Annotated in this window: 25 protein-coding genes and 1 tRNA gene; 18 read left to right on the top strand and 8 right to left on the bottom strand. The window is 71.3% G+C overall.

Annotated elements, in window-relative coordinates; genetic code table 11:
- The 3 genes from AOK22_RS13000 to AOK22_RS12990 form a co-directional block, all read left to right on the top strand.
- Positions 1-979: aminotransferase-like domain-containing protein (locus AOK22_RS13000; protein ID WP_055698775.1), on the top strand; the 979-nt coding region annotated here is incomplete at its 5' end.
- Positions 980-1,206: 227 nt separating this feature from the next.
- Positions 1,207-2,142, top strand: coding sequence for an aldo/keto reductase (locus AOK22_RS12995; protein ID WP_055698774.1), 936 nt, complete (start codon positions 1,207-1,209; stop codon positions 2,140-2,142).
- Positions 2,139-2,630: a nitroreductase family deazaflavin-dependent oxidoreductase gene (locus AOK22_RS12990; protein ID WP_079036533.1), complete on the top strand. Its 492-nt coding sequence runs from the start codon at positions 2,139-2,141 to the stop codon at positions 2,628-2,630. Before AOK22_RS12995 ends, AOK22_RS12990 begins: the two co-directional genes overlap by 4 nt.
- A 69-nt stretch (positions 2,631-2,699) precedes the next feature.
- Here AOK22_RS12990 and AOK22_RS12985 read toward each other — a convergent pair whose 3' ends face one another.
- The gene (locus AOK22_RS12985; protein WP_055698773.1) at positions 2,700-3,158 is read right to left on the bottom strand and encodes an ATP-binding protein; all 459 of its coding nucleotides are present in this window, start codon (positions 3,156-3,158) and stop codon (positions 2,700-2,702) included.
- A gap of 239 nt (positions 3,159-3,397) precedes the next feature.
- On the opposite strand from AOK22_RS12985, the gene AOK22_RS12980 reads away from it, so the two are divergent.
- The 9 genes from AOK22_RS12980 (at position 3,398) to AOK22_RS12940 (ending at position 13,587) form a co-directional block, all read left to right on the top strand.
- Positions 3,398-4,279: a hypothetical protein gene (locus AOK22_RS12980; protein WP_055698772.1), complete on the top strand. Its 882-nt coding sequence runs from the start codon at positions 3,398-3,400 to the stop codon at positions 4,277-4,279.
- Between the two features lie 118 nt (positions 4,280-4,397).
- Positions 4,398-5,129, top strand: a complete 732-nt coding sequence (locus tag AOK22_RS12975; RefSeq protein ID WP_055698771.1) for a YcnI family copper-binding membrane protein — start codon at positions 4,398-4,400, stop codon at positions 5,127-5,129.
- A 91-nt stretch (positions 5,130-5,220) separates the two neighbouring features.
- Positions 5,221-5,883 carry an SCO family protein gene (locus AOK22_RS12970; RefSeq protein WP_055698770.1) on the top strand — a complete coding sequence of 221 codons (663 nt, stop codon included), beginning with the start codon at positions 5,221-5,223 and terminating at the stop codon, positions 5,881-5,883.
- Positions 5,880-6,386: a copper chaperone PCu(A)C gene (locus AOK22_RS12965; protein ID WP_055698769.1), complete on the top strand. Its 507-nt coding sequence runs from the start codon at positions 5,880-5,882 to the stop codon at positions 6,384-6,386. The genes AOK22_RS12970 and AOK22_RS12965 overlap by 4 nt, the downstream gene beginning before the upstream one ends.
- A gap of 14 nt (positions 6,387-6,400) precedes the next feature.
- Complete coding sequence (locus AOK22_RS12960; RefSeq protein WP_055698768.1) at positions 6,401-8,485, top strand: copper resistance protein CopC; 2,085 nt, start codon at positions 6,401-6,403, stop codon at positions 8,483-8,485.
- A gap of 11 nt (positions 8,486-8,496) precedes the next feature.
- Positions 8,497-9,738 (top strand): iron uptake transporter deferrochelatase/peroxidase subunit, encoded by a 1,242-nt coding sequence (gene efeB, locus AOK22_RS12955; protein WP_055698767.1) that lies wholly within the window; start codon positions 8,497-8,499, stop codon positions 9,736-9,738.
- Positions 9,739-9,887: 149 nt separating this feature from the next.
- Positions 9,888-10,823 (top strand): prephenate dehydratase, encoded by a 936-nt coding sequence (gene pheA / locus AOK22_RS12950; protein ID WP_055698766.1) that lies wholly within the window; start codon positions 9,888-9,890, stop codon positions 10,821-10,823.
- 638 nt (positions 10,824-11,461) lie between these two features.
- Positions 11,462-12,739, top strand: coding sequence for a serine--tRNA ligase (serS, locus tag AOK22_RS12945; protein ID WP_055698765.1), 1,278 nt, complete (start codon positions 11,462-11,464; stop codon positions 12,737-12,739).
- Entirely contained in the window at positions 12,736-13,587 is an 852-nt protein-coding gene (locus AOK22_RS12940) for an HAD family hydrolase (RefSeq protein WP_055698764.1), read from the top strand. Before serS ends, AOK22_RS12940 begins: the two co-directional genes overlap by 4 nt.
- A 149-nt stretch (positions 13,588-13,736) precedes the next feature.
- Here AOK22_RS12940 and AOK22_RS12935 read toward each other — a convergent pair.
- The 6 genes from AOK22_RS12935 to AOK22_RS12910 form a co-directional block, all read right to left on the bottom strand.
- Positions 13,737-13,823, bottom strand: a tRNA-Ser gene (locus tag AOK22_RS12935).
- Positions 13,824-14,108: 285 nt separating this feature from the next.
- The gene (locus AOK22_RS12930) at positions 14,109-14,318 is read right to left on the bottom strand and encodes an SGM_3592 family protein (RefSeq protein ID WP_055698763.1); all 210 of its coding nucleotides are present in this window, start codon (positions 14,316-14,318) and stop codon (positions 14,109-14,111) included.
- 104 nt (positions 14,319-14,422) lie between these two features.
- Positions 14,423-15,142, bottom strand: coding sequence for an ABC transporter permease (locus tag AOK22_RS12925; protein ID WP_055698762.1), 720 nt, complete (start codon positions 15,140-15,142; stop codon positions 14,423-14,425).
- A gap of 11 nt (positions 15,143-15,153) precedes the next feature.
- Positions 15,154-16,065 (bottom strand): ABC transporter ATP-binding protein, encoded by a 912-nt coding sequence (locus tag AOK22_RS12920; protein ID WP_055698761.1) that lies wholly within the window; start codon positions 16,063-16,065, stop codon positions 15,154-15,156.
- Complete coding sequence (locus AOK22_RS12915) at positions 16,062-16,943, bottom strand: ABC transporter permease (RefSeq protein ID WP_055698760.1); 882 nt, start codon at positions 16,941-16,943, stop codon at positions 16,062-16,064. The genes AOK22_RS12920 and AOK22_RS12915 overlap by 4 nt, the downstream gene beginning before the upstream one ends.
- Positions 16,940-17,920 carry an ABC transporter ATP-binding protein gene (locus tag AOK22_RS12910; RefSeq protein ID WP_055698759.1) on the bottom strand — a complete coding sequence of 327 codons (981 nt, stop codon included), beginning with the start codon at positions 17,918-17,920 and terminating at the stop codon, positions 16,940-16,942. Before AOK22_RS12910 ends, AOK22_RS12915 begins: the two co-directional genes overlap by 4 nt.
- A 260-nt stretch (positions 17,921-18,180) precedes the next feature.
- Here AOK22_RS12910 and AOK22_RS12905 point away from each other — a divergent pair, with 260 nt between their 5' ends.
- From AOK22_RS12905 to AOK22_RS12880, 6 genes are all read left to right on the top strand, one after another.
- Positions 18,181-19,032 carry a M24 family metallopeptidase gene (locus AOK22_RS12905; protein ID WP_055698758.1) on the top strand — a complete coding sequence of 284 codons (852 nt, stop codon included), beginning with the start codon at positions 18,181-18,183 and terminating at the stop codon, positions 19,030-19,032.
- Positions 19,029-20,810 carry an SDR family oxidoreductase gene (locus AOK22_RS12900; RefSeq protein ID WP_055698757.1) on the top strand — a complete coding sequence of 594 codons (1,782 nt, stop codon included), beginning with the start codon at positions 19,029-19,031 and terminating at the stop codon, positions 20,808-20,810. The genes AOK22_RS12905 and AOK22_RS12900 overlap by 4 nt, the downstream gene beginning before the upstream one ends.
- Complete coding sequence (locus AOK22_RS12895) at positions 20,807-21,739, top strand: metal-dependent hydrolase (protein WP_055698756.1); 933 nt, start codon at positions 20,807-20,809, stop codon at positions 21,737-21,739. Before AOK22_RS12900 ends, AOK22_RS12895 begins: the two co-directional genes overlap by 4 nt.
- Before the next feature lie 122 nt (positions 21,740-21,861).
- Positions 21,862-22,794, top strand: coding sequence for a MerR family transcriptional regulator (locus AOK22_RS12890; protein ID WP_079036532.1), 933 nt, complete (start codon positions 21,862-21,864; stop codon positions 22,792-22,794).
- Positions 22,795-22,935: 141 nt separating this feature from the next.
- Complete coding sequence (locus AOK22_RS12885) at positions 22,936-23,484, top strand: RNA 2'-phosphotransferase (RefSeq protein ID WP_055698755.1); 549 nt, start codon at positions 22,936-22,938, stop codon at positions 23,482-23,484.
- A 60-nt stretch (positions 23,485-23,544) separates the two neighbouring features.
- Positions 23,545-24,021, top strand: a complete 477-nt coding sequence (locus tag AOK22_RS12880) for a hypothetical protein (protein WP_237773130.1) — start codon at positions 23,545-23,547, stop codon at positions 24,019-24,021.
- 19 nt (positions 24,022-24,040) lie between these two features.
- On the opposite strand, the gene AOK22_RS12875 is transcribed toward AOK22_RS12880, so the two are convergent.
- The coding region (locus tag AOK22_RS12875; RefSeq protein ID WP_055698753.1) for an LLM class flavin-dependent oxidoreductase at positions 24,041-24,785 on the bottom strand (745 nt) is incomplete at its 5' end.

Genomic DNA, 24,785 nt, shown 5'->3' with positions numbered 1-24,785 from the left:
GCTGCGCCGGGCGCTCACCGACTATCTGACGCGGGCCCGCGGGGTGCGCGTGGACCCCGAGCGGATCGTGGTGTGCTCCGGCTTCGCGCACGGGCTGCGGCTGCTGTTCGGGGGCTCGGACGGGGCGGGCGGCGCGGTGCTGCGCGGCCCGTTCGCCGTGGAGTCGTACGGACTCGGCTTCCACCACCGGATCCTGGAGAGCGCGGGGGTGCGGACCGTACCGCTAGGCCTGGACGAACAGGGCGCGCGCGTCGCGGAGTTGACCGAAGGTCAGCGGGTACGCGGGGTGCTGCTCACGCCCGCACACCAGTTCCCCACCGGTGGCCCGCTGCACCCGTCCCGGCGCACGGCCGTCGTCGACTGGGCCCGCGCGCGCGACGGCCTGGTCCTGGAGGACGACTACGACGGCGAGTTCCGCTACGACCGCGAGCCCGTCGGCGCGGTGCAGGGCCTGGACCCCGAACGGGTCGTCTACCTCGGCTCGGTCAGCAAGAGCCTGTCCCCCGCGGTACGGCTCGGGTGGCTGGTGCTGCCCGAACAGCTCGTGGACGGCGTGCTCGCCGCCAAGGGGGAGCGCGAGGCGTGGGCGAGCGTCCTGGACCAGCTCACGCTCGCGGAGTTCATCGCCTCGGGGCACTACGACCGGCACATCCGCCGGATGCGGCAGCGCTACCGCCACCGCCGCGACCAGCTCGTCGCCGCCCTGGCCGCACGCGCCCCGCACATCACGGCCACCGGCATCGCGGCCGGGCTGCACGCGGTGCTGCGGCTGCCGCCCGGCACGGAGGCGTCCGCGGTCAAGGCCGCGGCCTGGCAGGGGATCGCGCTGGACGGCCTCGCCGCGTTCCGCCATCCGCGGGCGACGATGCCGGCGGCGGACGGTCTGGTCGTCGGGTACTCGACACCGGCGGAGCACGCGTACGGGGCGGCGGTCGAGGCGCTGATGCGGGCGCTGCCGCCGGGGGAGGAAGGCGCCTGAGCCGGCGGGCTCCACGGATCCGCTCTCAGGGGGCGGTGATCTCCTTGCTGCCGCGGGGGAACCTCCGTAGGGGAAATGCCTCCGCGGGGGGAGTGCCTCCGCGGGGGGAAATGCTTCCGCAGGGGAACTGCCTCCGCAGAGGAAGTAGGACCGCGCCCTTAGGGGAAATAAGGCCGCCCCCTTGATCGTTGACGGCGGGTACCAGTCAGCAAGGGGAGGGGCCGATCATGAGCGACAGCACCACGCGGGACCGCACGCGGACGCGGGCCGGGGAGGCCTTCGCGATCGGCGGCGACCTGCCGGTCGGCAGGATCGGCTACGGCGCCATGCGGCTGACGGCGCCACCCGAACCCGGCATCGATCCGGGCCCGGGGCACATCTGGAGACCGCCCGCCGACCGCGCCGCGGCCACCGCGCTGCTGCGCCGCGCCGTCGAGCTCGGCGTCGACCTGATCGACACCGCCGACTCGTACGCGCTGGGCGGCGGCGAGGAGCTGATCGCCGAGGCCCTTCATCCGTACGCCGACCAGGTCGTCGTCGCCACGAAGGTGGGTGTCGCCCGGCCCTCGCCGCTGGAGTGGGTGCCGCTGGGGCACCCCGCGTATCTGCGCCAGCAGGCCGAGCTGAGCCTGCGCCGCCTGCGCGTGGACCGGATCGACCTGCTCCAACTGCACCGCATCGACCCGCACTTCCCCCTCGCCGACCAGATCGGCGCGCTCAAGCAGCTGCGCGACGAGGGCAAGGTGCGGCACATCGGCCTGTCGGAGGTGTCGGTGGAGCAGCTGCGCGAGGCGCGGGAGATCGTGCCGATCGCGAGCGTGCAGAACCTCTACAACCTCGCCGACCGGCAGCACGAGGCCGTCGTCGACTTCGCCGCCGAACAGGGCATCGCCTTCCTGCCGTTCTTCCCCGTGGCGATGGGCGCGCACGCCGCTCCGGGCGGGGCGGTCGCCGAGGTGGCCGCCGAGGTCGGCGCGACCCCGGCCCAGACGGCCCTGGCCTGGCTCCTGCGCCGCTCGCCGACGCTGCTGCCCATCCCGGGCACGTCGTCGATCGCGCATCTGGAGGAGAACGTGGGGGCGCGCGACGTGGTCCTCTCGGACGAGCAGTTCGCCCGCCTCTCGGCGATCGGCGCGGCGGCGGGGACGGAGGCCGCGGCATGACGACGGACGACGTGACCGGCGACGGCGTGACCGGCGACCCCCCGATCACCGACGACGGGATCAACAACGCCAACCCCTTCAACCGCCGCGTCATCGAGGAGTTCCGCGCGAACGGCGGGCGGGTCGGCGGGAACTTCGAGGGCGTCTCCCTGCTTCTGCTGACCACGCGGGGCGCCAGGAGCGGGCTGCCGCGGACGACTCCGGCGGTCTATCTGCCGGATGCCCGTCCGGACGGGGACCGCCTGATCGTGTTCGCCTCGAACGGCGGCTCGCCGAAGGCGCCCGGCTGGTTCCACAACCTCGCCCGGGACCCCTCGGTCGTCGTCGAGGTCGGCACGGAGCGGTACGCGGCCCACGCCGCGCCCGTCGACCCGGCCGAGCACGACGAGCTGTGGCGCCGCCAGGTCGAACGGGACCCGAACTTCGCGGAGTTCCGCGCCAAGGCCCCGCGCACGATCCCGGTCATCGCTCTGACCAGGGAAGACTGAGCGGGCAGAAGGCAGAAGGCCCCCGAGGGGCAGAAGGCAGGGAGCAGCCGGCAGCAGGTCCGCCCGGCCTCACGCCGTCATCAGCGGAGCGTCCTCGCGCCACTTGAGGATCTTGTCGAAGCTGATCACCGCGCCGCCCGGCCCCGGCTTGTTGCCGAGGTGGACGTGGTCGGCGAGTTCCCTGATCAGCCAGAGGCCCCGGCCGTGCTCGTCCGTCTCGGCGGCGGCCGGCCGGGGCGTCGTACACCCGCGCGACGCCCCGGGGAAGCCGGGGCCCGAGTCGGCCACCTCGATGCGGCACTTCTCGCCGTCCAGATAGGCCGTCACCCGATATCCGCCCGGCGCTCCGCCGGGGGCGCGCCCGCCGTGCTCGACGGCGTTGGCGCAGGCTTCGCTGAGGGCGACCGACAGGTCGTAGGAGACTTCCGGGTCAACGCCCGCGGTCTCCATCGTGCCGATCAGCAAGCGGCGGGCGAGCGGCACACTCGCAGCCTCGCGCCGCAAATGGAGAGACCACCAGATGCTCATGCTCAGCCTCCTGGCTGCGGCTCGACATACCGATACGTATTGCCGCGAGCGGCGGCCGACAATCGCGCAGTTGACGTGATGCCGCCCATACGGCGGAAGCGCGGCACCCGCCACTCGGTGTAGAACGCGGGCGCGCACGGACCGCCCGCGGCGGCCCACAGCGGCATCCATCGGCTGGAACGGGACCTTCCGGACCTGCCGTATGCGCCGGGTAAGTCCAGTGCGATGATGGCCCGGCCATGACTGCCCCCCACCAGCACTCGACGCGCGTCGGAGTCGACCTCCGGCTGTTCAGGGCCGCGATGTTCGCCGCGGTCTGTGTCGTGCTGTCCGCCGGGGGCCATGTGCTCGCCTCCTGCGTCGCCGTCCCCCTGTGGACGCTCGGCGCGGGCTTCCTGCTCATCCTCGCGGTCGCCGTGCCGCTCGCCGGGCGGGTGCGTTCGCTGCCCGGCATCGCCGGACTCCTCGCCGCGGGCCAGCTCGGTCTGCACGCCCTGTTCGGCCTCGGCCAGCACGGCGCGACGGCCGTGCCGAGCGGTGAGCCCTCCCTCGTCGAGCGGGCCGCGCGCCTGGTCTGCGGGGCGGGCACCGCCACGATCAGCCCGGCGCAGGCCCGGCGCATCCTCAGTACGGCGGGGCTCTCCCCGGACGGCGCGGGCCGGGCCGCCGCGCACCACCACGGCCAGTCCGCCGCCGCTGCCGCGGACTCCGCGGTGGACTCGATGACCTCCATGGGATCCATGGGGTCGATGGGATCCATGGGCGGCACGGGCGTCATGTCGCTGGTGCCGTCGCTGCCCATGCTGCTCGCGCACGTCCTCGCGGCCCTCGCGGCCGGCTGGCTGCTGCGCCGCGGCGACCTCGCGCTGCTGCGGCTCGTCCGGCTCGCCCAGGGGGCGCACGGCGTCGCCGAAGGCGCGCTCGTACGTTCCCTGCGCTCGGCCCTGACGCTCGTACGCGCCCTGCGGGCGGGCCTGCCCGGCGCGCCCGAGACGGCCGGACCGCGCGGCCCGCGCACCTTCCTGCTCGTCCCGCCGAAGCCGCGCACCGTCGCGCTCGAGGACTCGGTGATCAGGCGCGGCCCGCCCGCCGCCGCCCACGACGTCGAACTGGCTGCCTGACGCACCGCACTCCGCACACAGCACGGAGGGGTGGCGTCGGCACGCACGCGCGCGTGCCCGCTCGGCCCGCGCGCCTCCCCTTCGTACTGATCACCACCGCTGAGAGTGGAGTGTCCCCATGAACGCCAAGACCCGCATCGCCGCCGTCGGCACCGTCGCCGCGTCCGCCGTCCTCGTCCTGTCCGCGCCCGCCTTCGCGCACGTCAGCGTCTCGCCGGAGGGCGAGGCCGCCAAGGGCGGCTACGCGGTCGTGAACTTCAAGGTGCCGAACGAGATGGACGACGCCTCGACCACCAAGCTCGAGGTCTCCTTCCCGACCGACCACCCCCTCGCCTCCGTGATGACGGAGCCCGTCCCCGGCTGGAAGGCGAAGGTCACCAAGACCAAGCTCGACAAGCCGCTGGACATGCACGGCAAGAAGATCGACGAGGCGGTCTCCAAGGTCACCTGGACCGCCGACGGCAAGGGCATCGAGCCCGGCACCTTCCAGAAGTTCCCGGTCTCCATGGGCCAGCTGCCCGAGGACGCCGACCAGCTGGTCTTCAAGGCCGTCCAGACGTACGACAACAAGGAAGTCGTCCGCTGGATCGAGCCGCAGCGGAAGGGCCAGGAGGAGCCGGAGCACCCCGCGCCCGCCCTGGAGCTGACCGCCGCGTCCGACGACCACCACGGCGGCGGCTCGGCCGACGCCGCGAAGTCGGACGCCAAGGGCTCCTCGTCCGAGAGCGCGTCCGCCGACTCGGACAGCAGTGACACCACAGCTCGCGTCCTCGGGATCGTCGGCATCGTCGTCGGCGCCGCGGGCGTCGCGTTCGGCGTGCTCGCGGGCCGTCGTCGCACCGCCGGCTGAACCGTCGGCGCAGGCCGTATTCGGGGTGCGCCGACACGGCGTACGCACGCCCCCGGCGCACCCCGGCACCTCACATCTGGGACATTTTCGTATGCGCACGAAGACCACCAAGAAGCTCGCCGCCGCCGCTCTGCTGGCCACGGCCGCCCTCACCCTGACCGCCTGCGGCAGCGGTGACGACAACAAGAAGCCCGTCGCCGACGTCTCCACCGAGACCGACTCGGGCAAGGCCGCCACGGTCCTGGACAAGCCGTTCGAGAAGCCGAACCTCGTCCTGACCGACACGCACGGCAAGAAGTACGACCTGCGCGAGGAGACCAAGGGCAAGCCGACGCTGATCTACTTCGGCTACACGCACTGCCCGGACGTCTGCCCGCTGACGATGAACAACATCGCGGTCGCCAAGAAGGCCCTGCCCAAGGCGGACCAGGACAAGCTCAAGGTCGTCTTCGTGACGACCGACCCCAAGCGCGACACCTCGGCCGAGCTCGGCAAGTGGCTCAAGGGCGTGGACGCGGACTTCACCGGCCTCACCGGCGACTTCTCCACGATCCAGGCCGGCGCCCGCCAGCTCGGCATCAGCATCGAGCCGTCCAAGAAGGACAAGAACGGCAAGATCGTCTCGATGCACGGCACGCAGGTCATCGCCTTTTCACCGAAGAACGACGCGGGATACGTCCTGTACGGCGAGAGCGCCACCGCCGACGACTACACCAAGGACCTCCCCAAGCTCCTCAAGGGACAGACTCCGTGAACCACCGCACCACCACCCGCCGCCGGGCTCTCACCGGCGGCGCCCTGGCCCTGACCGCCGCACTCACCCTCGCGGGCTGCGGCGACGACGCGGGCTCCGGCGACAAGGACGCCAAGCCCGAGCTGAAGGTCAGCGGGGCCTACATCCCCCAGCCCACCATGGACGACATGGCGGCCGGCTTCTTCACGCTCACGAACAAGGGCGGCGCCGACAAGCTGACCTCCGCCACCAGCGACATAGCGGGCTCCGTCACGCTGCACAGCACCAAGGGCGGCGTGATGAAGGAGGAGAAGTCCTTCGACGTGCCCGCGAACGGCCACCTCGACTTCGCCAGCGGCGGCAACCACCTGATGCTCGAGAAGCTCAAGCGCAAGCCGAAGCAGGGCGAGAAGGTCTCCCTGACGCTCCGCTTCCAGAAGTCGGACCCGATCACGGTCGAGGTGCCGGTCAAGGAAGCGACGTACAAGCCCGCGCAGCACGACACGTCACACAACTCGCACTGAGGGACGGACCGTTGATGCAGACCACCGCTTCCCGCTCCAGAGTCGCTCCCCGGACCGGCGTCGCCCCCCGCGTCTGGCGGCTGCTCCTGGTGCTCCTCGCCGCGACCGCCGCCTTCCTCGCCGGTGCCGCGCCGACGTCCGCGCACGCCGCGCTGACCGGCAGCGACCCCAAGCAGGGAGCGGTGGTCGACAAGGCCCCCGCCCAGGTGAAGCTCACCTTCTCCGAGAAGGTCGCCATGGCGGACGGCTCCGTGCGGGTGCTCGATCCGTCCGGCAAGCGCGCCGACACCGGCAAGACCACCGACCTGGGCGCCAACACGTACGGCGTGAAGCTGCGCCCGGGGCTGCCCGACGGCACCTTCACCGTCGCCTACCAGGTCGTCTCCGCCGACAGCCACCCCGTCGCCGGCGCCTTCACGTTCTCCATCGGCGCGCCCTCGGACACCAAGGTCGCGCTGCCCGACCAGGAGGCCGGCGGCGGCCTGGTCGGCGTGCTCTACGACATCGCGCGCTATCTGTCCTACGCCGGGTTCGTCATCGTCGTCGGCGGCGCCGCGTTCGTGCTCGGCTGCTGGCCGCGCGGCGCGGGCGCCCGGCCCGTGCAGCGGCTCGTCACCTACGGCTGGGTCACGCTGACCGCCGCGACGCTCGCCCTGCTGCTCCTGCGCGCCCCCTACACCGGCTCCGGAAAGCTCGCCGACGTCTTCGACATGGGCGCGCTCGGCGATGTGCTCAACACCAAGACGGGCGCGGCGCTGGTCTCCCGGCTGCTGCTGCTCGCCGCCGCCGCGCTGTTCATCGCGGTGCTCTTCGGGGCGTACGAGAAGCGCGAGGACCCCAAGGAGAAGAAGGACCTCACCTTCGGGCTCGCCATCGGCGGCACCGTCGTCGCCACCGGCATCGCGGCGACCTGGGCGATGGCCGAGCACGCGTCGGCCGGCCTCCAGGCGGGCATCGCGATGCCCGTCGACGTGCTGCACCTGCTGGCCGTCGCCGCCTGGCTCGGCGGGCTCGCGGCGCTGCTCGTCGCGCTGTTCCGCACGCCGTCGGTGGACGCGTCGGCCGTGCGGCGGTTCTCGCGCACCGCGTTCACCAGCGTCGTCGTGCTCGTCGCGACCGGGATCTACCAGTCGTGGCGGCAGGTCGGTTCGTGGTCCGCGCTCACCGACACGTCGTACGGGCAGCTGCTCCTCGTCAAGATCGGCCTGGTCGTCGTCATGGTGGGCGTCGCGTCGATCTCGCGCCGCTGGACCGGCCGGATCACCGCCGAGGCGGGCGGGCTCGCACCGGAGGCGGCGGCCGCGCAGGTCGTCGAACAGCGGGCGGAGAAGCGGGCGTCGGGCGGCTCCGTCAAGCAGTCGGCGTCCGCCGCCACGAAGCAGGGCGCCACCACGAAGCAGCCCGCCGCCACGAAGCAGTCCGCCAAGCAGCCCTCGAAGCAGTCCTCGAAGCAGTCGGCCGTTCAGGCCACCAAGAAGACGCAGAAGACGCCCGTCACGGTCCCGGTCGGCGCCGGGGACGGGGACCCCAAGCGCTCCGCGCAGCTCGCCCGCCAGCGGGCCGCCATGGACACCGCCCGCGAGAAGCGCATCCGCGACGCCGACCCGCACCGCTCGGGCCTGCGCCGCTCCGTGCTCATCGAGGCCGGCGTCGCCGTCGTCCTGCTCGCCGTCACGACGGTCCTGACGACCACCGAACCGGGCCGCACCGAGGAGGAGGCCGCCAAGGCCACCGCCGCAGCGGCCGCGCAGCGCTCGGGCCCGCTCACCCTGCAGGTGCCCTTCGACACGGGCGGCCAGGACGGCAAGGGCACCGTGCAGCTGGACCTCGACCCGGGCCGCACCGGCAGCAACGACCTGCACCTCTATGTGAAGCGGCCCAACGGCAGCGCCTTCGACGTCCCCGAGGTGAAGGTGTCGTTCACCCTCAAGTCGAAGGACGTCGGCCCGCTGCCCGTCGCCCCCGACCACATCTCCACCGGACACTGGAGCGCGAGCGGCGTCCAGATCCCGATGGCGGGCAACTGGAAGATCGCGGTGACCGTGCGCACCTCGGACATCGACCAGGTCACCGTGAACAAGAACGCGCAGATCGGCTGAACGGAACCACCATGGCGGACAACGGCATTTCCAGGCGGCGGCTGCTCGGCACCGCCGGCGCGACCGGCCTCGCGCTCGGCGCGGCGGGCGGCGCTGTCGGGTACGCCGCGGCTCCCTCCTCGTCGGGCGGCTCCTCCGGCGACGCGACGGTCCTGACGACCATCGGCGCGGACGCGGTGATGTTTCACGGGAAACATCAGTCCGGCATCACCACGCCCGGCCAGGCCCACGGCCATCTGATCGCCTTCGACCTGGCCGGGGGCGCGGGCCGCAAGGAGGCGGCGGCCCTGCTGCGCCGCTGGTCGGCGGCGGCCGAGCGGCTGATGGCGGGGGAACCGGTGGACGGCGACGACACCGCGGTCGCGCGGGACGCGGGTCCGTCCTCCCTCTCGGTCACCTTCGGCTTCGGCGCCTCCTTCTTCTCCCGTACGGGCCTGGAGAAGCAGCGCCCCGCCGCCCTCGAACCGCTGCCCGACTTCTCCTCGGACCATCTCGACAAGGCGCGCAGCAACGGCGATCTGTGGGTGCAGATCGGCGCGAACGACGCGCTCGTCGCCTTCCACGCGCTGCGCGCGGTCCAGAAGGAGGCGGCGGGCACGGCGAAGGTCCGCTGGCAGATGAACGGCTTCAACCGGTCGCCGGGCGCCACCGAGCGGCCGATGACGACCCGCAATCTGATGGGCCAGGTCGACGGCACGAACAATCCGAAGCCGTCGGAGAAGGACTTCCAGAAGCGGATCTTCGTGCCCGCCGACGGCGATCCCGCCTGGATGGCGGGCGGTTCCTACGCCGTCGTACGCCGTATCCGGATGCTCCTCGACGACTGGGAGAAGCTCGGTCTGAAGGCGCAGGAGGCGGTGATCGGCCGGCACAAGTCGGACGGCTCGCCGCTGACCGGCGGCACGGAGACGACCGAGCCGAAGCTCGACGCGACGGGCCCGGACGGCAAGGTCGTCATCGCCCTCAACGCGCACGCCCGCATCACCCGGCCCGACCAGAACGGCGGCGCCGCGATGCTGCGCCGGCCGTTCTCGTACCACGACGGCTTCGACGGGCGGGGCGAGCCCGACGCGGGGCTGCTCTTCATCTGCTGGCAGGCCGACCCGCTGCGCGGCTTCGTCCCCGTGCAGCGCAAGCTCGACCGGGGCGACGCCCTCTCGGAGTTCATCCGTCACGAGGCGAGCGGCCTCTTCGCGGTGCCGGGCGGGGCGGCGAAGGGCGAGTACGTGGGGCAGCGGCTGCTGGAGGCGTAGGCCCCGGGGCTCTCTCCGGGGCTCTCTCCGGGGCCCGCTCCGGGCTCTCTCCGGGAGGGGAGGGCCGGGTCCGCCGGAGGACATGTGGGGCGGGGATCGCTTGGTGAGACACGTGAGCCGCGCCACGTCAGGCCCATTAGGGTGACGGTATGTCGGCGACGCGCTATACGTACCTGGGCCCCGTAGGCACCTTCACCGAGGCCGCTCTCCGCACGCTGCCCGAGGCGGCCACCCGGGAGCTCGTGCCCATGGTGTCCGTGCCGGCCGCGCTGGACGCGGTCCGCAGCGGGGAGGCGGCGGCCGCGCTGGTGCCGATCGAGAACTCGGTCGAGGGCGGCGTCACCACCACGGTCGACGAGCTCGCCAAGGGCGACCCTCTGATGATCTACCGCGAGGTCGTCCTGCCGATCACCTTCGCGCTGCTCGTGCGCCCCGGCACGAAGCTCAAGGACGTCAAGACGGTGACGGGCCACCCGGTGGCCCAGCCGCAGGTCCGCAACTGGATGGCCGAGCACCTGCCCGACGCCGTGTGGGAGTCGGCGGCCTCGAACGCGGACGGCGCCCGTCTGGTCCAGGAGGGCCGCTTCGACGCGGCCTTCGCGGGCGAGTTCGCCGCGGCGACGTATGGCCTGGAGCCGCTGGTCCGCGACATCCACGACGCGGCGAACGCCGAGACCCGCTTCGTGCTGGTCGGCCGCCCTGCCCGGCCCGCCGCGCCGACGGGCGCGGACAAGACATCCGTCGTCATCTGGCTGGGCGACGACCACCCCGGCGCCCTGCTCGAACTGCTGCAGGAATTCGCCGCGCGCGGCGTCAACCTCATGCGGATCGAGTCGCGCCCGACGGGCAAGGGCATCGGCAACTACTGCTTCTCCGTGGACGCCGAGGGCCACATCACGGACCGCCGCGTCGGCGAGGCCCTGATGGGGCTCAAGCGGATCTGCCCGCAGGTGCGCTTCCTCGGCTCGTATCCGCGGGCCGGGATGACCCCGGAGGACGTCGGTCCGCTCCGGCCCGGCACGACGGACGCCGAGTTCGTGGCGGCGTCGGACTGGCTGACGCGCTGCCAGGACGGCCGTTTCTAGCCAGCACGGCTCGCGCCCACCGCTCCGGCGCTCCTGTCCTACCTGCAGATTTACGTTGTCCACAGAAGTTATCCACAGAGGTGGATCTCGACCTGGGGACAAGTCGACAACGAAGCGCTACATGGTCGACAAATCGGCCTACAGAGCCCAAGTCCGTGCACAGCCTCGCACGCCACCCCTCGTCCACCCTTTTCCCTTGATCAACTCTTTGGAGCGAACCATTTCCACTCGAAAGTGGGGGTGGGGATGGTTTGAGAAGGGAAAGCTTCGTCACGCATGCGGCTTTCGGAACACCTCCTTCCGAAGTCCACAGATCTTTCGCACACCCTGTGGATAACTCTCCGGAGGCTTCCATTCCTGTGGACAACCGCAGTGGACAACGACCCCAAGTCCCGTCCCCCACAAGGAGTTCGAGTCAAGAGGCCGGACGCACTCTGCCCCATTTCGGGGAATGGTGTCCGCTTTATTGACCCGACGCCGGAGCGGGTCCGGCCGGAGTTTTCCGGCCGTCCTGATCTTGATTCGGCCTTGATCCGGCGTGATCGAATCCATGAATTCCCATTCCGGCAAACCGGGCATAACGTACACAATGGAATATCGAGTCGTGGGCCGGAACCGCGCGACGGTAGCCTTGAGGGGTGATTGACCTTCGCCTGCTCCGTGAGGACCCCGACCGTGTTCGCGCCTCCCAGCGCGCCCGTGGAGAGGACGTCGCGCTCGTCGACGCCCTGCTCTCCGCCGACGAGCGGCGCAGGTCGTCCGGCCTCCGCTTCGACGAGCTCCGTTCCGAGCAGAAGGCGCTCGGCAAGCTGATCCCCAAGGCCGCGCCCGAGGAGAAGCAGGAGCTCCTGAAGAAGGCGGGCGAGCTCTCCGCCGCGGTCAAGGCCGCCGACGCCGCGCAGGACGAGGCGGACGAGGAGACCAAGCGTCTCCTGCTCCAGCTGGGGAACATCGTCCACGAGGACGTCCCGGTCGGCGGCGAGGAGGACTTCGTCGTCCTCGATCGCGTCGGCACCCCGCGCGACTTCGCGGCCGAGGGCTTCGAGCCGAAGGACCACCTGGAGCTCGGCGAGGCGCTCGGCGCCATCGACGTCGAGCGCGGCGCGAAGGTCTCCGGCTCGCGCTTCTACTACCTCACCGGTGTGGGCGCCCTCCTGGAGCTCGCCCTGGTGAACGCGGCGATCGCGCAGGCCACCGAGGCCGGCTTCACGCCGATGCTCACCCCCGCGCTGGTCCGCCCGCGCGCCATGGAGGGCACGGGCTTCCTCGGCCAGGCCGCGGACAACGTGTACCACCTGGAGAAGGACGACTACTACCTGGTCGGCACCTCCGAGGTGGCCCTCGCCGGGTACCACATGGACGAGATCATCGACGCCGACAAGCTGCCCCTGCGGTACGCCGGCTTCTCGCCCTGCTTCCGCCGCGAGGCGGGCACGTACGGCAAGGACACCCGCGGCATCTTCCGCGTCCACCAGTTCGACAAGGTCGAGATGTTCTCGTACGTCGACCCGGCCGACGCGGAGAACGAGCACAAGCGCCTCCTGGAGTGGGAGAAGCAGTGGCTGACGGGCCTCGGCCTGCCCTTCCAGGTGATCGACGTCGCCACCGGTGACCTCGGCGCCTCGGCCTCGCGCAAGTACGACTGCGAGGCGTGGATCCCCACCCAGGGCAAGTACCGCGAGCTGACCTCGGCCTCGAACTGCGACGGCTTCCAGGCCCGCCGCCTCTCCGTGCGCATGCGCGAGGGCAAGAAGGTCCAGCCGCTCGCGACGCTGAACGGCACGCTGTGCGCCGTTCCGCGCACGATCGTGGCCATCCTGGAGAATCACCAGCAGGCCGACGGCTCCGTGGTGGTGCCCGAGGTGCTGCGTCCGTACCTCGGGGGACGAGAGATTTTGGAGCCCATCGCCAAGTGAGCCACCCTGCTCCGGTCACGCCCTCCTTCCCGTACAAGCTGGTCGCGACCGACCTCGACGGGACGCTGCTGCGCCCCGACGACACGGTTTCGGAACGCACGCGCGAAGCGCTCACCGCGGCCACCGCGGCGGGCGCGGCGCACATCGTCGTCACCGGCCGTGCGGTGCCCTGGACCCGCCACATCCTCGACGACCTCGGCTACGAGGGCATAGCGGTGTGCGGGCAGGGCGCGCAGGTCTACCACGCGGGGGAGCACCGCCTGCTGACCTCCGTGACGCTCGACCGGCAGCTGGCGGGTCTGGCGCTCGCCAAGATCGAGGCGGAGATCGGCCCGCTGGCGCTGGCCGCGAGCCGTGACGGCATCGACGGCGAGGTCCTGGTCGGACCCGGGTACGCGGTCCAGGAGGGCCCGCTCCCGGTCATCCCCTTCACGGACATCGCCGACCTGTGGGCCGCCCCGCTGAACAAGGTGTACGTCCAGCACCCCGGCCTCAGCGACGACGCGCTGGCCGACGTGGCGCGGCGTGTGGCCGGCGATCTGGTGGGCGTGACCATGGCGGGCGAGGGCATCGTCGAGCTGCTGCCGCTGGGCCTCTCCAAGGCCACGGGCCTCTCCCTGGCGGCCCGCCGCCTGGGCGCGAAGGCGGCGGACACGATCGCCTTCGGCGACATGCCCAACGACATCCCGATGTTCGGCTGGGCGGCCCACGGCGTAGCCATGGCCAACGCCCACGAGGAACTGAAGGCAGTGGCCGACGAGGTGACGACGTCCAACGAGACGGACGGCATCGCGGTGGTACTGGAACGGCTGCTGAGCGTGGGCCAGTTGAGCCCGTCCGGTGATTGAGCCCCCGGCAATTGAGCCGGACCGGCGATTGAGCCTGTCCGCTGATTGAGCCGGACCGGCGATTGAGGACGGACTCGGCGAAGCCGGTGATCGACGGTGCACAAGGTGCCGGGCGCCGGAAAACCGCTCCGGCCCCGTGCAACGTCTCGCGGAGGATGCGCGGATCGAACGCGCGCAGGGCGTCAGCCCTGACGACGGCTTAGCAAGCCGCTGCCTTACCACTCGGCCAATCCTCCGGGTGGGCGGCCCGCGCAGAAGTGGGTTTCTGCGCGCTCGAAGCGGCCGCCCCGGGCACTCCCCCATGGCGGGCTCGACGGAGTGAGTAACTACTCCGGAGCCTGCCACGGGCTGCCCCGCCGGGAACTCGACGGACTACTGATGGACACGTCGGCTCCTCTCCCGGTAGGTGGGCGCGGCCGTGGATCCGGCCGTCGCGCTGACATCAACCACTCTGCCCGGCGCGGCAGTTCACCGCCACCGAATTAATCCGCGGCAGAGGGACGCCCGCGCGGACGACAGCCCTACGTGCGCCGCCGCTTCCGCCGCCGCGACCGGCTGAAGAACCACCCCGCGGGCGGCTCGTCGGAACGCCACGGCTGCGGATCCGGCGCCCCGCTCCGCCGCCACCGCTCGGTCAGCATGCGCGCCCGCGCGGACGGCTCCTCCGCCTGCGCGGACCGTACGAAGTCCTCGTCCAGGACGACGTCGTCCCAGTCCTCCTTTGATGCCATCGCGGCACCTCCTCGGAAACAGCACGCCCACTGGCGCACCCTCCCACCAGTGTGCTGATGGGAGGGTCAAGGCGCCGTCAAGACGGACGCGGGGCGGTCAGGGGCTACTCCTCGCCGGCCAGCGTCAGCGACCGCAGCTTCTGGCCCGCGTACCAGGTGGCGAGCACCGTCACCGCGGCCAGCAGGACCGTCGCGAACGGCAGGCCCACGTCCGAGGTGATCAGCTCGCCGTCGCCGACCTTCTGGGCCACGGCGAGGGACCACTGCTGCACGCTGAGCGTGCGCGCCCCGGCGACCAGGGAACCGAAGAGGGCCTCCCAGACCAGGGCGTAGACGAGGCCGAAGACCACGGCGTGCCGGGTGATCGTGCCCAGGAGCAGGAAGATCGCGGCGTAGGTGATGGAGGCGACCAGCGCCGCGATGGTGTAGGCGACGGCGATCTGCTGGCCGTTGCCGTTCAGGATCATGCCCGCGATGAAGGTGGGGATCGCGGAGAACGCCATGGTCACGGCAATGGCGACGGTCAGCTTGGTGACGATGATCGTGGGCCGCTTGACCGGCTTGGACAGGAGGTAGACGACGGAGCCGTCGTCGATCTCCGGGCCGATCGCGCCGGTGCCCGCGATGACGCCGATGATCGGCACCATGGTGGCGAGGGCGAAGCCGCCCAGGACGTCGACGGCCACCTGGTCGTCGGCGCCGCTGAAGGCGCGGACCGCCCCGGCGATGACGATCAGCAGGAGGGGCAGGGCGAAGAGGATCAGTGCCCGGCGGCGGCCGAGCAGGGCCCGGTAGGTGAGCCGGGCGACAGTGGGGTCGTACACGGTGGCTCCCTTCAGGCCGCGACGAGGTAGGAGAAGACCGACTCGAGGGACTCGTCCGAGGGCGAGACCGTCAGGAGCCGGATGCCGTGGTCACGGGCGACCCTGGGCAGCAGCGCCGTGAACCGGCCGAAGTCGACGGCCTGGATCCGCAGCGCGCCCTCCTTGAGGTCGACCTCGATGCCGGCCGTGGACGGGTCGGCGATGAGCGCGGCGGCCAGGGCGCGGTCGTCGCTGGAACGGATCAGATAGCGGTGGGGCCGGTCGGTCATCAGCCGGCGGATCCTGCGGAAGTCGCCGCTGGCCGCGTGCCGTCCGGCGACGATCACCTCGATGTGCGAGGCCAGCTGCTCGACCTCTTCGAGGATGTGCGAGGAGAACAGGACCGTGCGGCCCTGGTCGCCCATGGTCCTGAGGAGGTCCATCAGCTGCATGCGCTGGCGCGGGTCCATGCCGTTGAACGGCTCGTCGAGCAGCAGCACCGAGGGGTCGTGGACCAGGGCGGAGGCCATCTTCACGCGCTGGCGCATGCCCTTGGAGTACGTGGAGATCTTGCGGTCCTGCGCGTACTCCATCTCGACCGTGGCGAGCGCCTTCTGGGCGGCCCGCTTGTCCAGGCCGTGCAACTCGGCGTTGGCGACGACGAATTCGCGGCCCGTGAGGAAGTCGTACATCGCCTCGCGCTCGGGGACGATGCCGATGTCCTTGTAGATCTTCTCGTTGCGCCAGATCGGCCTGCCGTCGAGCGTGACGCTGCCCGTGGAGGGGGCGAGGAAGCCGCCCATCATGTTGATGAGCGTGGACTTCCCGGCGCCGTTCGGACCGAGGAGGCCCGTGACGCCCGGGGAGATGTTCATGGTGATGTCGTTGACGGCCACCACGTTCCCGAACCAGCGGGAGGTGTGGTCGATGTTGATGGTGGTCACAGCCCGACCTTCCGGTAGCGGCGCATCATGGCTCCGTAGCAGCCGGCGATGAGGCCGAGGACGACGAGTACGTAGACGACGCCGACGCCGGCCGAGGGGCCTTCCCCTCCGGGGAAGGCGGAGGTCGCGCCGAGGAAGGCGGTCTGCACGCCGTCGATGAGCGTGATCGGCGAGAAGAGTCCGAGCCAGGCGATGGCGCCGGTGCTGCCCTGTTCGTAGGCGATCGCCTGGACCGTGGACACCGCTCCGTAGGTGATGGTCAGGACGGCGATGACGGCGGCGATGCCGAAGCCGCGGCGGGGCGTGATCGCCGAGATGACGAGCGCGATCCCGGAGAAGAGGAGCGAGAGGAGCGCCACGGAGACCAGGCCCTGTCCCAGCCCCTTGGTCTGGTCGGCGAAGTCGAGCTTGGCGAGCAGCGCCCCCACGTAGAGGACGAGGAGCGGCGCGGCGGTCAGCACGAAGAGGGCCGAGGTCAGGGCGGCGAACTTCGCCAGGACGTAGTCACCGCGCTCGATGGGGCGCGAGAAGTAGAGCGGCACGGTCTTGAAGCGCAGGTCGCGTGAGACGGTCTGCGGTGCCTGGGAGGCCAGGAAGAGGCTGATGACGGCCTGCATGACGATGGCGTAGCGCGTGTAGTCGAGCGGGAGGTCGTTCGCCTTCGTGGCCACGGCGACCGCCACCATGATCGCCGCGGGCACGCACATCACCGCGAAGAGGATCATGGGCAGGACCTTGGACTTGGCCGAGCGCCCGAGGCCGTAGGCGCCGCGCAGGCTCTGGGAGAAGAGCGAGCGGCGGGCGTAGGCACGGCCGAGGCGGGGGCCGTCGTAGTCGCGGTACCCGATGTTGTGGATCCGGGTGGACTCGGTGCTCATCGCGTCCCGCCTCCCTTCTGCGCGGCGGTGACGGGCTCCTTGCGTGCCTCGTCCTGGTCCTTGAAGACCTCGGCGATGTGGTGCCTGCGCTGCTCCATCCGCACCAGGCCGAGGCCGAGGTCGGCGACGAGGTCGCGCACGAGGTCGTACGTCTCCTCGCCGTCGGCGGTGAGCAGGATGGTGTGTCCGGCGCCGGGCAGTTCGCCGCCGGTCTCGGTGCCGATCCCGCGCCCCCGCAGTGCGTCCCGCAGCGCGCGGGTGCCGTCGGGGTGTTCGTCGGTGTCGGTGACCTCGACGGCCAGCGTCGTGGTGGTCTGGGTGAAGTCGGTGGTGGAGCTGGACCGCAGCAGCTTGCCGCCGTCGATGACGACGACGTGGTCGCAGGTGCGCTCCAGCTCGCCCAGGAGGTGCGAGGTGACCAGGACCGAGATGCCGAAGTCGGTGTGGACGCGGCGGATCAGGCCGAGCATCTCGTCGCGTCCGACCGGGTCGAGGCCGTTCGTCGGCTCGTCCAGGAAGACCAGCTGGGGGTCGTGGACGAGGGCCTGCGCGAGCTTGACGCGCTGCTTCATGCCGGTCGAGTAGCCGCCGATGGGGCGGTACCGCTCCTCGTAGAGCCCGACGTGGCGCAGGGTGTCCGCGGTGCGCTCGCGGGCCGCGGTGGGCGGCAGGCCGGACATGCGCGCCATGTGGACGACGAACTCGGTGGCCGAGACGTCGGGCGGCAGGCAGTCGTGCTCGGGCATGTACCCGACGCGCTCGCGGATCTGGCCGCCGCTGGTGGCGACGTCGAGGCCGAGCACGGCGGCGCGGCCCTCCGTGGCGGGGGACAGACCCAGCAGGATCTTGATCAGTGTGGACTTGCCGGCTCCATTGGCCCCGACGAGTCCGGTCACACCGGGCCCGATATCCATGGAGAGCCGGTCAAGCGCGGTCACCCTCGGGAACCGCTTGCTCAGGCTTTCGGTCGCGATCACAGTCACACTTCGACGGTAGTGGCGCAGACCACACCGGTCGTCAGACCACGGGCTTGCCCCGCCCTCACTCTGGAGTATTACGGGCCCGTAGGGGTCATACGGAAGTCGCCCCCTGGGGGTTCTTCCGGACCTGTCCCGCGGTGTTGTGCAGAACCCTTGACGCAGCCGCCGTGCATTGTCACATTCATCAGTGTCAAGTTACGGACGCGTACGGCGATGAGCCGGACACGGCAAGGACCGGACTCGGGACGGACGGTGGCATGACCGCAGCAGGTGCAGGCGAACTCTCCGCGGAGCTGCGGGGGTTCAGGGAAGTCCAGACCCTCGCGTATGAATGCGCGGAGGCGGTCGCGGCGCAGCTCAAGCCGGGTGTGACGGAGCGCGAGGCCGCGCGGATGCAGCGGGACTGGCTGCGCGAGCGGGGTGTGCGGGACTGGTTCCACCTGCCCTTCGCCTGGTTCGGCGACCGCACGGCGTTCGTGAACTTCCGGATACCCCTGCAGTTCTTCCCGACCAACCGGAGGCTGGAGCCGGGGATGCCGTTCATCCTCGACATGGCCCCGGTCTACAAGGGCTTCACGGCCGACATCGGCTACTCCGGCTGCCTCGGCCTCAACCCCGTGCACGACAAGCTCCTCGCCGACCTGGAGGCGCACCGCGAGCTGATCCTGCGCGAGGTCCGCGAGCGCCGTCCGCTGCGCGAGATATACGAGGACGTGGACCGGCTCATGGTCCGCCAGGGGTACGCCAACCGCCACCGCGCCTATCCGTTCGGCGTCATCGCGCACAAGGTCGACCGGGTCAAGGAGCGCCGCCTGACGCCGCACCTCTTCGGGTTCGGCACGCAGTCGCTGAAGGGCCTGGCGAGCGACGCGATCCACGGCCACCGGGACGGCTGGTCCCCTCTGTGGTCCCCCTACAAGTTCTCCGACCACCCGCCCCAGCCGGGGCTCTGGGCGGTCGAGCCGCACCTCGGATTCCGGGGTACGGGAGCGAAGTTCGAGGAGATCCTGGTCGTCACCGACTCCAAGGACCCCGAACAGAGCGCGTTCTGGCTGGACGACGATCTGCCGCATGTGCGGCGCTGGGCTGAGGAGAGGGCCGCCGCATGACGACCGGTGCAGTCGCCGAGGGAATGAAGGACGCGCGCGAGCGCTGGGTGCGCACGGGCGGGGTGGAGCTGTGCGTCGCCGAGCTGGGCGACCCGGACCGGCCCACGGTCCTGCTGGTGCACGGCTACCCGGACTCCAAGGAGGTGTGGACCGAGGTCGCCGAGCGCCTCGCCGACCGCTTCCACGTCGTGCTGTACGACGTGCGCGGGCACGGCAGGTCCGCCGCGCCGCGGCCGCTGCGCGGCGGCTTCACCCTGGAGAAGCTGACCGACGACTTCCTGGCCGTCGCCGACGCGGTGAGCCCGGACAGGCCGGTGCACCTGGTCGGGCACGACTGGGGCTCGGTGCAGTCCTGGGAGTTCGTCACGGTGAAGCGGACGGAGGGCCGCATCGCGTCCTTCACCTCCATGTCCGGCCCCTCCCTCGACCACTTCGGGCACTGGATCAAGAAGCGCATGTCCCGGCCGACGCCCCGCAAGGTCGGCCAGCTGCTCGGCCAGGGCGCCAAGTCCTGGTACGTGTACATGCTGCACACCCCCGTGCTCCCCGAGCTCGCCTGGCGCGGCCCGCTCGGCAAGCGGTGGCCGAAGATCCTGGAGCGCGTCGAGAAGGTCCCCTCGGGCGACTACCCGACGCCGTCGCTGCCCCAGGACGCCGCGCACGGCGCCTGGCTCTACCGGGACAACGTCCGCGCGCGTCTGCGCAGGCCCCGCGCCGACGCGTACGCCCACGCGCCCGTGCAGCTCATCACGCCCTCCGGAGACATCTTCCTCTCCGAGCGGCTCTACGACGAACTGGAGCTGTGGGCGCCGCAGTTGGTGCGCCGCACGCTGCCGGCCAAGCACTGGGTGCCCCGCACCCGCCCCGACCAGCTGGCCGCGTGGATCGGCGAGTTCGTCACGGCCAACGAGGACGGCCTGCCCGCCAAGGACACCGTGGCCACGGGGAAGCACGCGGACCGGTTCGGCGGGCAGCTCGTCCTGATCACCGGCGCGGGCAGCGGCATCGGGCGTGCCACCGCCTTCGCGTTCGCCGAGGCGGGCGCCCGTGTGGTGGCCGTCGACCGGGACGCGGAGAGCGCGGCCCGCACGGCGGAGATGTCCCGTCTGATCGGCGCTCCCGAGGCCTGGGGCGAGACGGTCGACGTGACCGACGAGCAGGCCATGGAGAAGCTCGCCGAGAAGGTCGCCACGGAGTACGGCGTGGTGGACGTCCTGGTGAACAACGCGGGCATCGGCCTCTCCGGCGCCTTCCTCCAGACCAGCACCGAGGACTGGAAGAAGGTCCTGGACGTCAATCTGTGGGGCGTCATCCACGGCTGCCGGATCTTCGGCCGGCAGATGGCCGAGCGCGGCCAGGGCGGCCACATCGTCAACACCGCCTCGGCGGCGGCGTTCCAGCCCTCCAAGGCGCTGCCCGCCTACAGCACCTCGAAGGCCGCAGTCCTCATGCTCAGCGAGTGCCTGCGCGCGGAGCTCTCGGACCAGGGCATCGGGGTCTCCGCGATCTGCCCCGGCATCGTGAACACGAACATCACGGCGACGTCCCGTTTCGTGGGCGTCGACGCCGACGAGGAGAAGCGCCGCCAGAAGCGGTCGTCCCGGCTGTACGGCCTGCGCAACTACCCGCCGGAGAAGGTCGCCGACGCCGTCCTGCGCGCCGTCGTCAAGAACCAGGCGGTCGTCCCGGTGACCCCCGAGGCCCGCGGCGCCCACCTCATGTCCCGCTTCACTCCCAAGGCCCTGCGCGCGATAGCCCGATTGGAGCCGCCGTTGTGAGTACGGAGAAGGAGGCCGACCCGCCTCCCGAGGAGCACTACGCGATCGTGCCGCGCCGGGTCTCGTTCGACTGGGACGCGACCCCGCTGCACTGGATACCGGACGAGCCGACCGCCACCCACGTCATCAACGTCCTGCATCTGCTGCTCCCGGCGGGGGAGCGGTGGTTCGTGAAGGTCTTCAAGGAGGGCCTGCCGCTGATCACCGACCCGGTGCTGCGGGAGGACGTCAAGGGGTTCATGGGGCAGGAGGCCACGCACAGCGTGCAGCACGCGCACGTGCTGGACCACCTGGCGGCGCAGCGGCTCGACACCGCCGGCTTCACCCGGTACGTCGACCTCCTCTTCGAGAGGCTCCTGGGCGAGCGGCCGCCGTTGGGCGCTCCGGTTCCGACGCAGGAGTGGCTGCGTTTCCGTCTGTCGATCGTCGCCGCGATCGAGCAGTTCACGGCGGTGCTGGGGAACTGGGTGCTGCACGCCGAGGGCCTCGACCGCGCGCGGGCCGACGAGGTCATGCTCGACCTGCTGCGCTGGCACGGCGCGGAGGAGGTCGAGCACCGCGCGGTGGCCTTCGACATGTACCAGCACTGCGGCGGCGAGGGCCTGCCCCGGTACGCGCGCAGGGTCGCCGGCATGACGGTCACGGCCCCCGTGATGCTGTACCTGTGGATCTGGGGATCGGCGTATCTGATCCGCCACGACCCCCAACTGGCGGGCCGCTTGCGGTACTCACTGACCGAGCACAACAAGGCGGTCGGAAAGGGGCTGCTGCCCACCTGGCGCGAGATCGGCTCGGCCCTGCCGCGCTATCTGCGGCGGTCGTACCATCCCTCGCAGGAGGGCTCGCTGCGCAAGGCGGTCGCGTATCTGGCGCAGTCGCCCGCGGCGCGGGCGGCGGCGGGCGCGGTGGGCCGGGCGGCCATCGCCTGACAGGGACATCCCGGCGGCCGCCGCTCAGTACACACGGGCATCCGGGCCGCCACCGCCCGGCACCCACCACGGGGATCCGGGCGGCCACCGCCCAGCACGAGGCATCACGGAGGACGGGCAGCGTGGAGTACCGCATCGAGGACCTGGCGCACCACAGCGGCGCGACGGTCCGCACGATCCGCGCCTATCAGGACCGCGGGCTGCTCCCCCGCCCGGAGCGGCGCGGCCGGTCCAATGTGTACGGGGAGGCGCATCTGGCGCGGCTTCGGCAGATCGCCGACCTGCTCGACCGGGGGTACACCCTGGCCTCCATCAAGGAGCTCCTGGAGGCCTGGGACGCCGGCCGGGGGCTCGGCGGGGTGCTCGGCCTGGCCGCGGAGGTGGACGGTCCGTGGACGGACGAGAAGGCCGACCGGATCACGCGCGCCGAGCTCGACGCGGCGTTCGGCGGCACCTCGGACGACGCGGCGGTGGCCGACGCGGTGGCGCTCGGTGTGCTCGAACCGATGCCGGGGCGCGCGGACGAGTTCCTGGTGCCGAGTCCCCAAGAGCTTGCTGTGGCGGTGGAGTTGCACGCGGCGGGAGTTCCGTTGTCGGCGATCTCGGGCCATTTGCGGGAGTTGAGGGGACAGGTCGAGCACATCGCTTCCCGTTTCCTGGAGTTCACGACGGAGCACGTCTTCGCGCGCTATCTCGGAAATCATCCGCCGACGGAGGCGGACGCGGCCGAGGCGGCATCTCTCGTCCGCAGGCTCAGGCCGCTCGCGCAGCAGTCGGTGGACGCCGAACTGGCGCGCGCCATGCGTCTGTTCGCCACCCGTCACCTCCGGCAGCACCTGGAGGCGGAGGAACCGCCGCAGCGCACGGAGGAGCCGCAGAGCGTGGTGCTTCCGGCTTCCACAATGCGGGCTGTGCAGGCGCTTGTTGGCGAGGGGAACGCGGCGGCGTTCATCGCGGCGGCCGCCGAACGCGAAGTACAGACACGGACATTGGACTCACTTACGACAACTCACCGTAATAGTGAAACAGTTGACCAAATGCCGCCAATCGCTTGAGAGTTGTCCACAGAATCGCCAACCAGCCTGTGGATAACTGGACTTGGCTGTGGATCAAACCTGTGGACCGAATTTCGTGGATGAAAACTCGGTGGACGAAAATCGAGTGCGCGGAAAACGGATCCCCGGGACGCTGGCGTCATGAAAGTCCCCGATGAACAACGCACCGTGAAGGTGTCGAAGTACCTCTCGAAACACCTGCGTCATCAGCCCGAGCGGATCGGCCTCACCCTCGACGAGAACGGCTGGGTGGAAATCGACGCCCTCCTCGCCGCGGCCGCCGCGCACCGCTTCCCCGTCACCCGCGCCGAGCTCGACCACGTGGTCGCCACCAACGACAAGCGGCGCTTCGCCGTCGAGGGCGGCCGGATCCGCGCCCAGCAGGGCCACTCCGTCGACGTCGACCTCGGCCTGCCCCCGGCGACCCCGCCGGCGTACCTCTACCACGGCACCGTCGCCGCCCGGCTGGCCGCGATCCGCGCCGAGGGACTGCGCCCCATGAACCGGCACGCCGTACACCTCTCGCCCGACCGCGAGACCGCGACACGCGTCGGCGCCCGCCGCGGGCGGCCCGTCGTCCTGCCCGTCGACGCGGGCGCGATGCACCGCGACGGCCACGTCTTCCGCGTCAGCGGCAACGGCGTCTGGCTCACGGACGCCGTCCCGCCCGCCTATCTGCGGTTCTCCTGACCGCGTCGAGCGGCCGGGGCCGGCTTTCCCCACCCCCACTGACCAGGCATGCTCGGTCGCATGGAGCATCTGCACAGCACCGAGGCAGCCCTCACCGCCCTGCGCGCGCTCGCCCGTGAGTACGACCGGGAGATCGCGGTCTCCCACGACATCGGCGCCGACCAGACCTCGCGCCGCACCGCCGCGGGCCTCGGCGCGACGACGGACCCGGACGGCTCGCTGCCGCACGAGGCGTACGTCGAGTTCGACGGCTCGCCCCGGATCTCGGTGCGGCTCTACCCCGCCGACGGCACCGCCGATGACCCCGACGGCGGCGCCGACGCGCTGATCACCGTCGAGAACGTCGAGTGCCACGACGTCCCGCGCGACTCCGTGCCCGCCTTCGTGCGGTCGGTCCTCGGCGGCCTCGCGTACGTCAAGGGCAGGCGTTTCCCGCCCGGCTACCGGCTGATCGTGCCGCTGCCCGGCGACGAGACGTACAAGGAGTACATCCCGATGGTCGCGCTCACGCCCTGGCTCAGCGGTCGGGTCCGCTGAGCCGCGGGCGCCCCGGACCTCAGCCGAGCCGGCCGAGCGCCTCCGTCGCGATCCGCTCGAAGACGCCCTGGTCGGCGGCGAAGTCGGAGTCCGGGATCGGGGCGTGCAGGACGATCTCGGTGAAGCCGAGCTCCGCGTGCCGGCCCGCGAAGTCGACGAAGGCGTCGACGGACTCCAGCGGACCGTTGCGGTCCGGGGTGAATCCGGTCAACAGGATCTTGTCCAACTCCGCCGGGTCCCTGCCGATGTCCGCGCACGCCTTGCCGAGCTTCTCGACCTGCCCGCGGATCGCCTCGCGCGACTCCTCGGGCGTGCCCGACTCGAAGAGCTTCGGGTCGCCGGTGGTCACCCAGGCCTGCCCGTACCGCGCCGCCAGCCTCAGCCCGCGCGGGCCGGTCGCCGCGACGGCGAAGGGCAGCCTCGGCCGCTGCACACAGCCGGGGATGTCACGCGCCTCGGTCGCGGAGTAGAACGTCCCCTCGTACGTCACCGAGTCCTCGGTCAGCAGCCGGTCGAGCAGCGGCACGAACTCGCCGAACCGGTCGGCGCGCTCGCGCGGCGTCCAGGGCTCCTCGTCGGCCTTGAGCAGCGTCGTGGCGTCGAAGCCGTTGCCCCCGGCGCCGATGCCGAGCGTGATCCGGCCACCGGAGATGTCGTCGAGCGAGATGAGTTCCTTGGCGAGGGTCACCGGGTGGCGGAAGTTGGGCGACGTCACGAGCGTGCCGAGACGCAGCCGCGAGGTGGCCGCCGCGGCGGCGGTCAGC

The organism is Streptomyces silaceus (genome assembly GCF_001419745.1).
Classification (GTDB): Bacteria; Actinomycetota; Actinomycetes; order Streptomycetales; family Streptomycetaceae; genus Streptomyces; species Streptomyces silaceus.
Note: the sequence above shows the minus strand (reverse complement) of the source record. Positions and strands in the feature narration are given on the sequence as shown.

Bases quoted from the DNA above. Each gene is read 5' to 3' on its own strand.
- AOK22_RS12995 (WP_055698774.1), top strand. From the start codon at position 1,207: ATGAGCGACAGCACCACGCGGGACCGCACGCGGACGCGGGCCGGGGAG.
- AOK22_RS12990 (WP_079036533.1), top strand. From the start codon at position 2,139: ATGACGACGGACGACGTGACCGGCGACGGCGTGACCGGCGACCCCCCG.
- AOK22_RS12985 (WP_055698773.1), bottom strand. From the start codon at position 3,158: ATGAGCATCTGGTGGTCTCTCCATTTGCGGCGCGAGGCTGCGAGTGTG.
- AOK22_RS12980 (WP_055698772.1), top strand. From the start codon at position 3,398: ATGACTGCCCCCCACCAGCACTCGACGCGCGTCGGAGTCGACCTCCGG.
- AOK22_RS12975 (WP_055698771.1), top strand. From the start codon at position 4,398: ATGAACGCCAAGACCCGCATCGCCGCCGTCGGCACCGTCGCCGCGTCC.
- AOK22_RS12970 (WP_055698770.1), top strand. From the start codon at position 5,221: ATGCGCACGAAGACCACCAAGAAGCTCGCCGCCGCCGCTCTGCTGGCC.
- AOK22_RS12960 (WP_055698768.1), top strand. From the start codon at position 6,401: ATGCAGACCACCGCTTCCCGCTCCAGAGTCGCTCCCCGGACCGGCGTC.
- efeB (WP_055698767.1), top strand. From the start codon at position 8,497: ATGGCGGACAACGGCATTTCCAGGCGGCGGCTGCTCGGCACCGCCGGC.
- pheA (WP_055698766.1), top strand. From the start codon at position 9,888: ATGTCGGCGACGCGCTATACGTACCTGGGCCCCGTAGGCACCTTCACC.
- AOK22_RS12930 (WP_055698763.1), bottom strand. From the start codon at position 14,318: ATGGCATCAAAGGAGGACTGGGACGACGTCGTCCTGGACGAGGACTTC.
- AOK22_RS12915 (WP_055698760.1), bottom strand. From the start codon at position 16,943: ATGAGCACCGAGTCCACCCGGATCCACAACATCGGGTACCGCGACTAC.
- AOK22_RS12905 (WP_055698758.1), top strand. From the start codon at position 18,181: ATGACCGCAGCAGGTGCAGGCGAACTCTCCGCGGAGCTGCGGGGGTTC.
- AOK22_RS12900 (WP_055698757.1), top strand. From the start codon at position 19,029: ATGACGACCGGTGCAGTCGCCGAGGGAATGAAGGACGCGCGCGAGCGC.
- AOK22_RS12885 (WP_055698755.1), top strand. From the start codon at position 22,936: ATGAAAGTCCCCGATGAACAACGCACCGTGAAGGTGTCGAAGTACCTC.
- AOK22_RS12880 (WP_237773130.1), top strand. From the start codon at position 23,545: ATGGAGCATCTGCACAGCACCGAGGCAGCCCTCACCGCCCTGCGCGCG.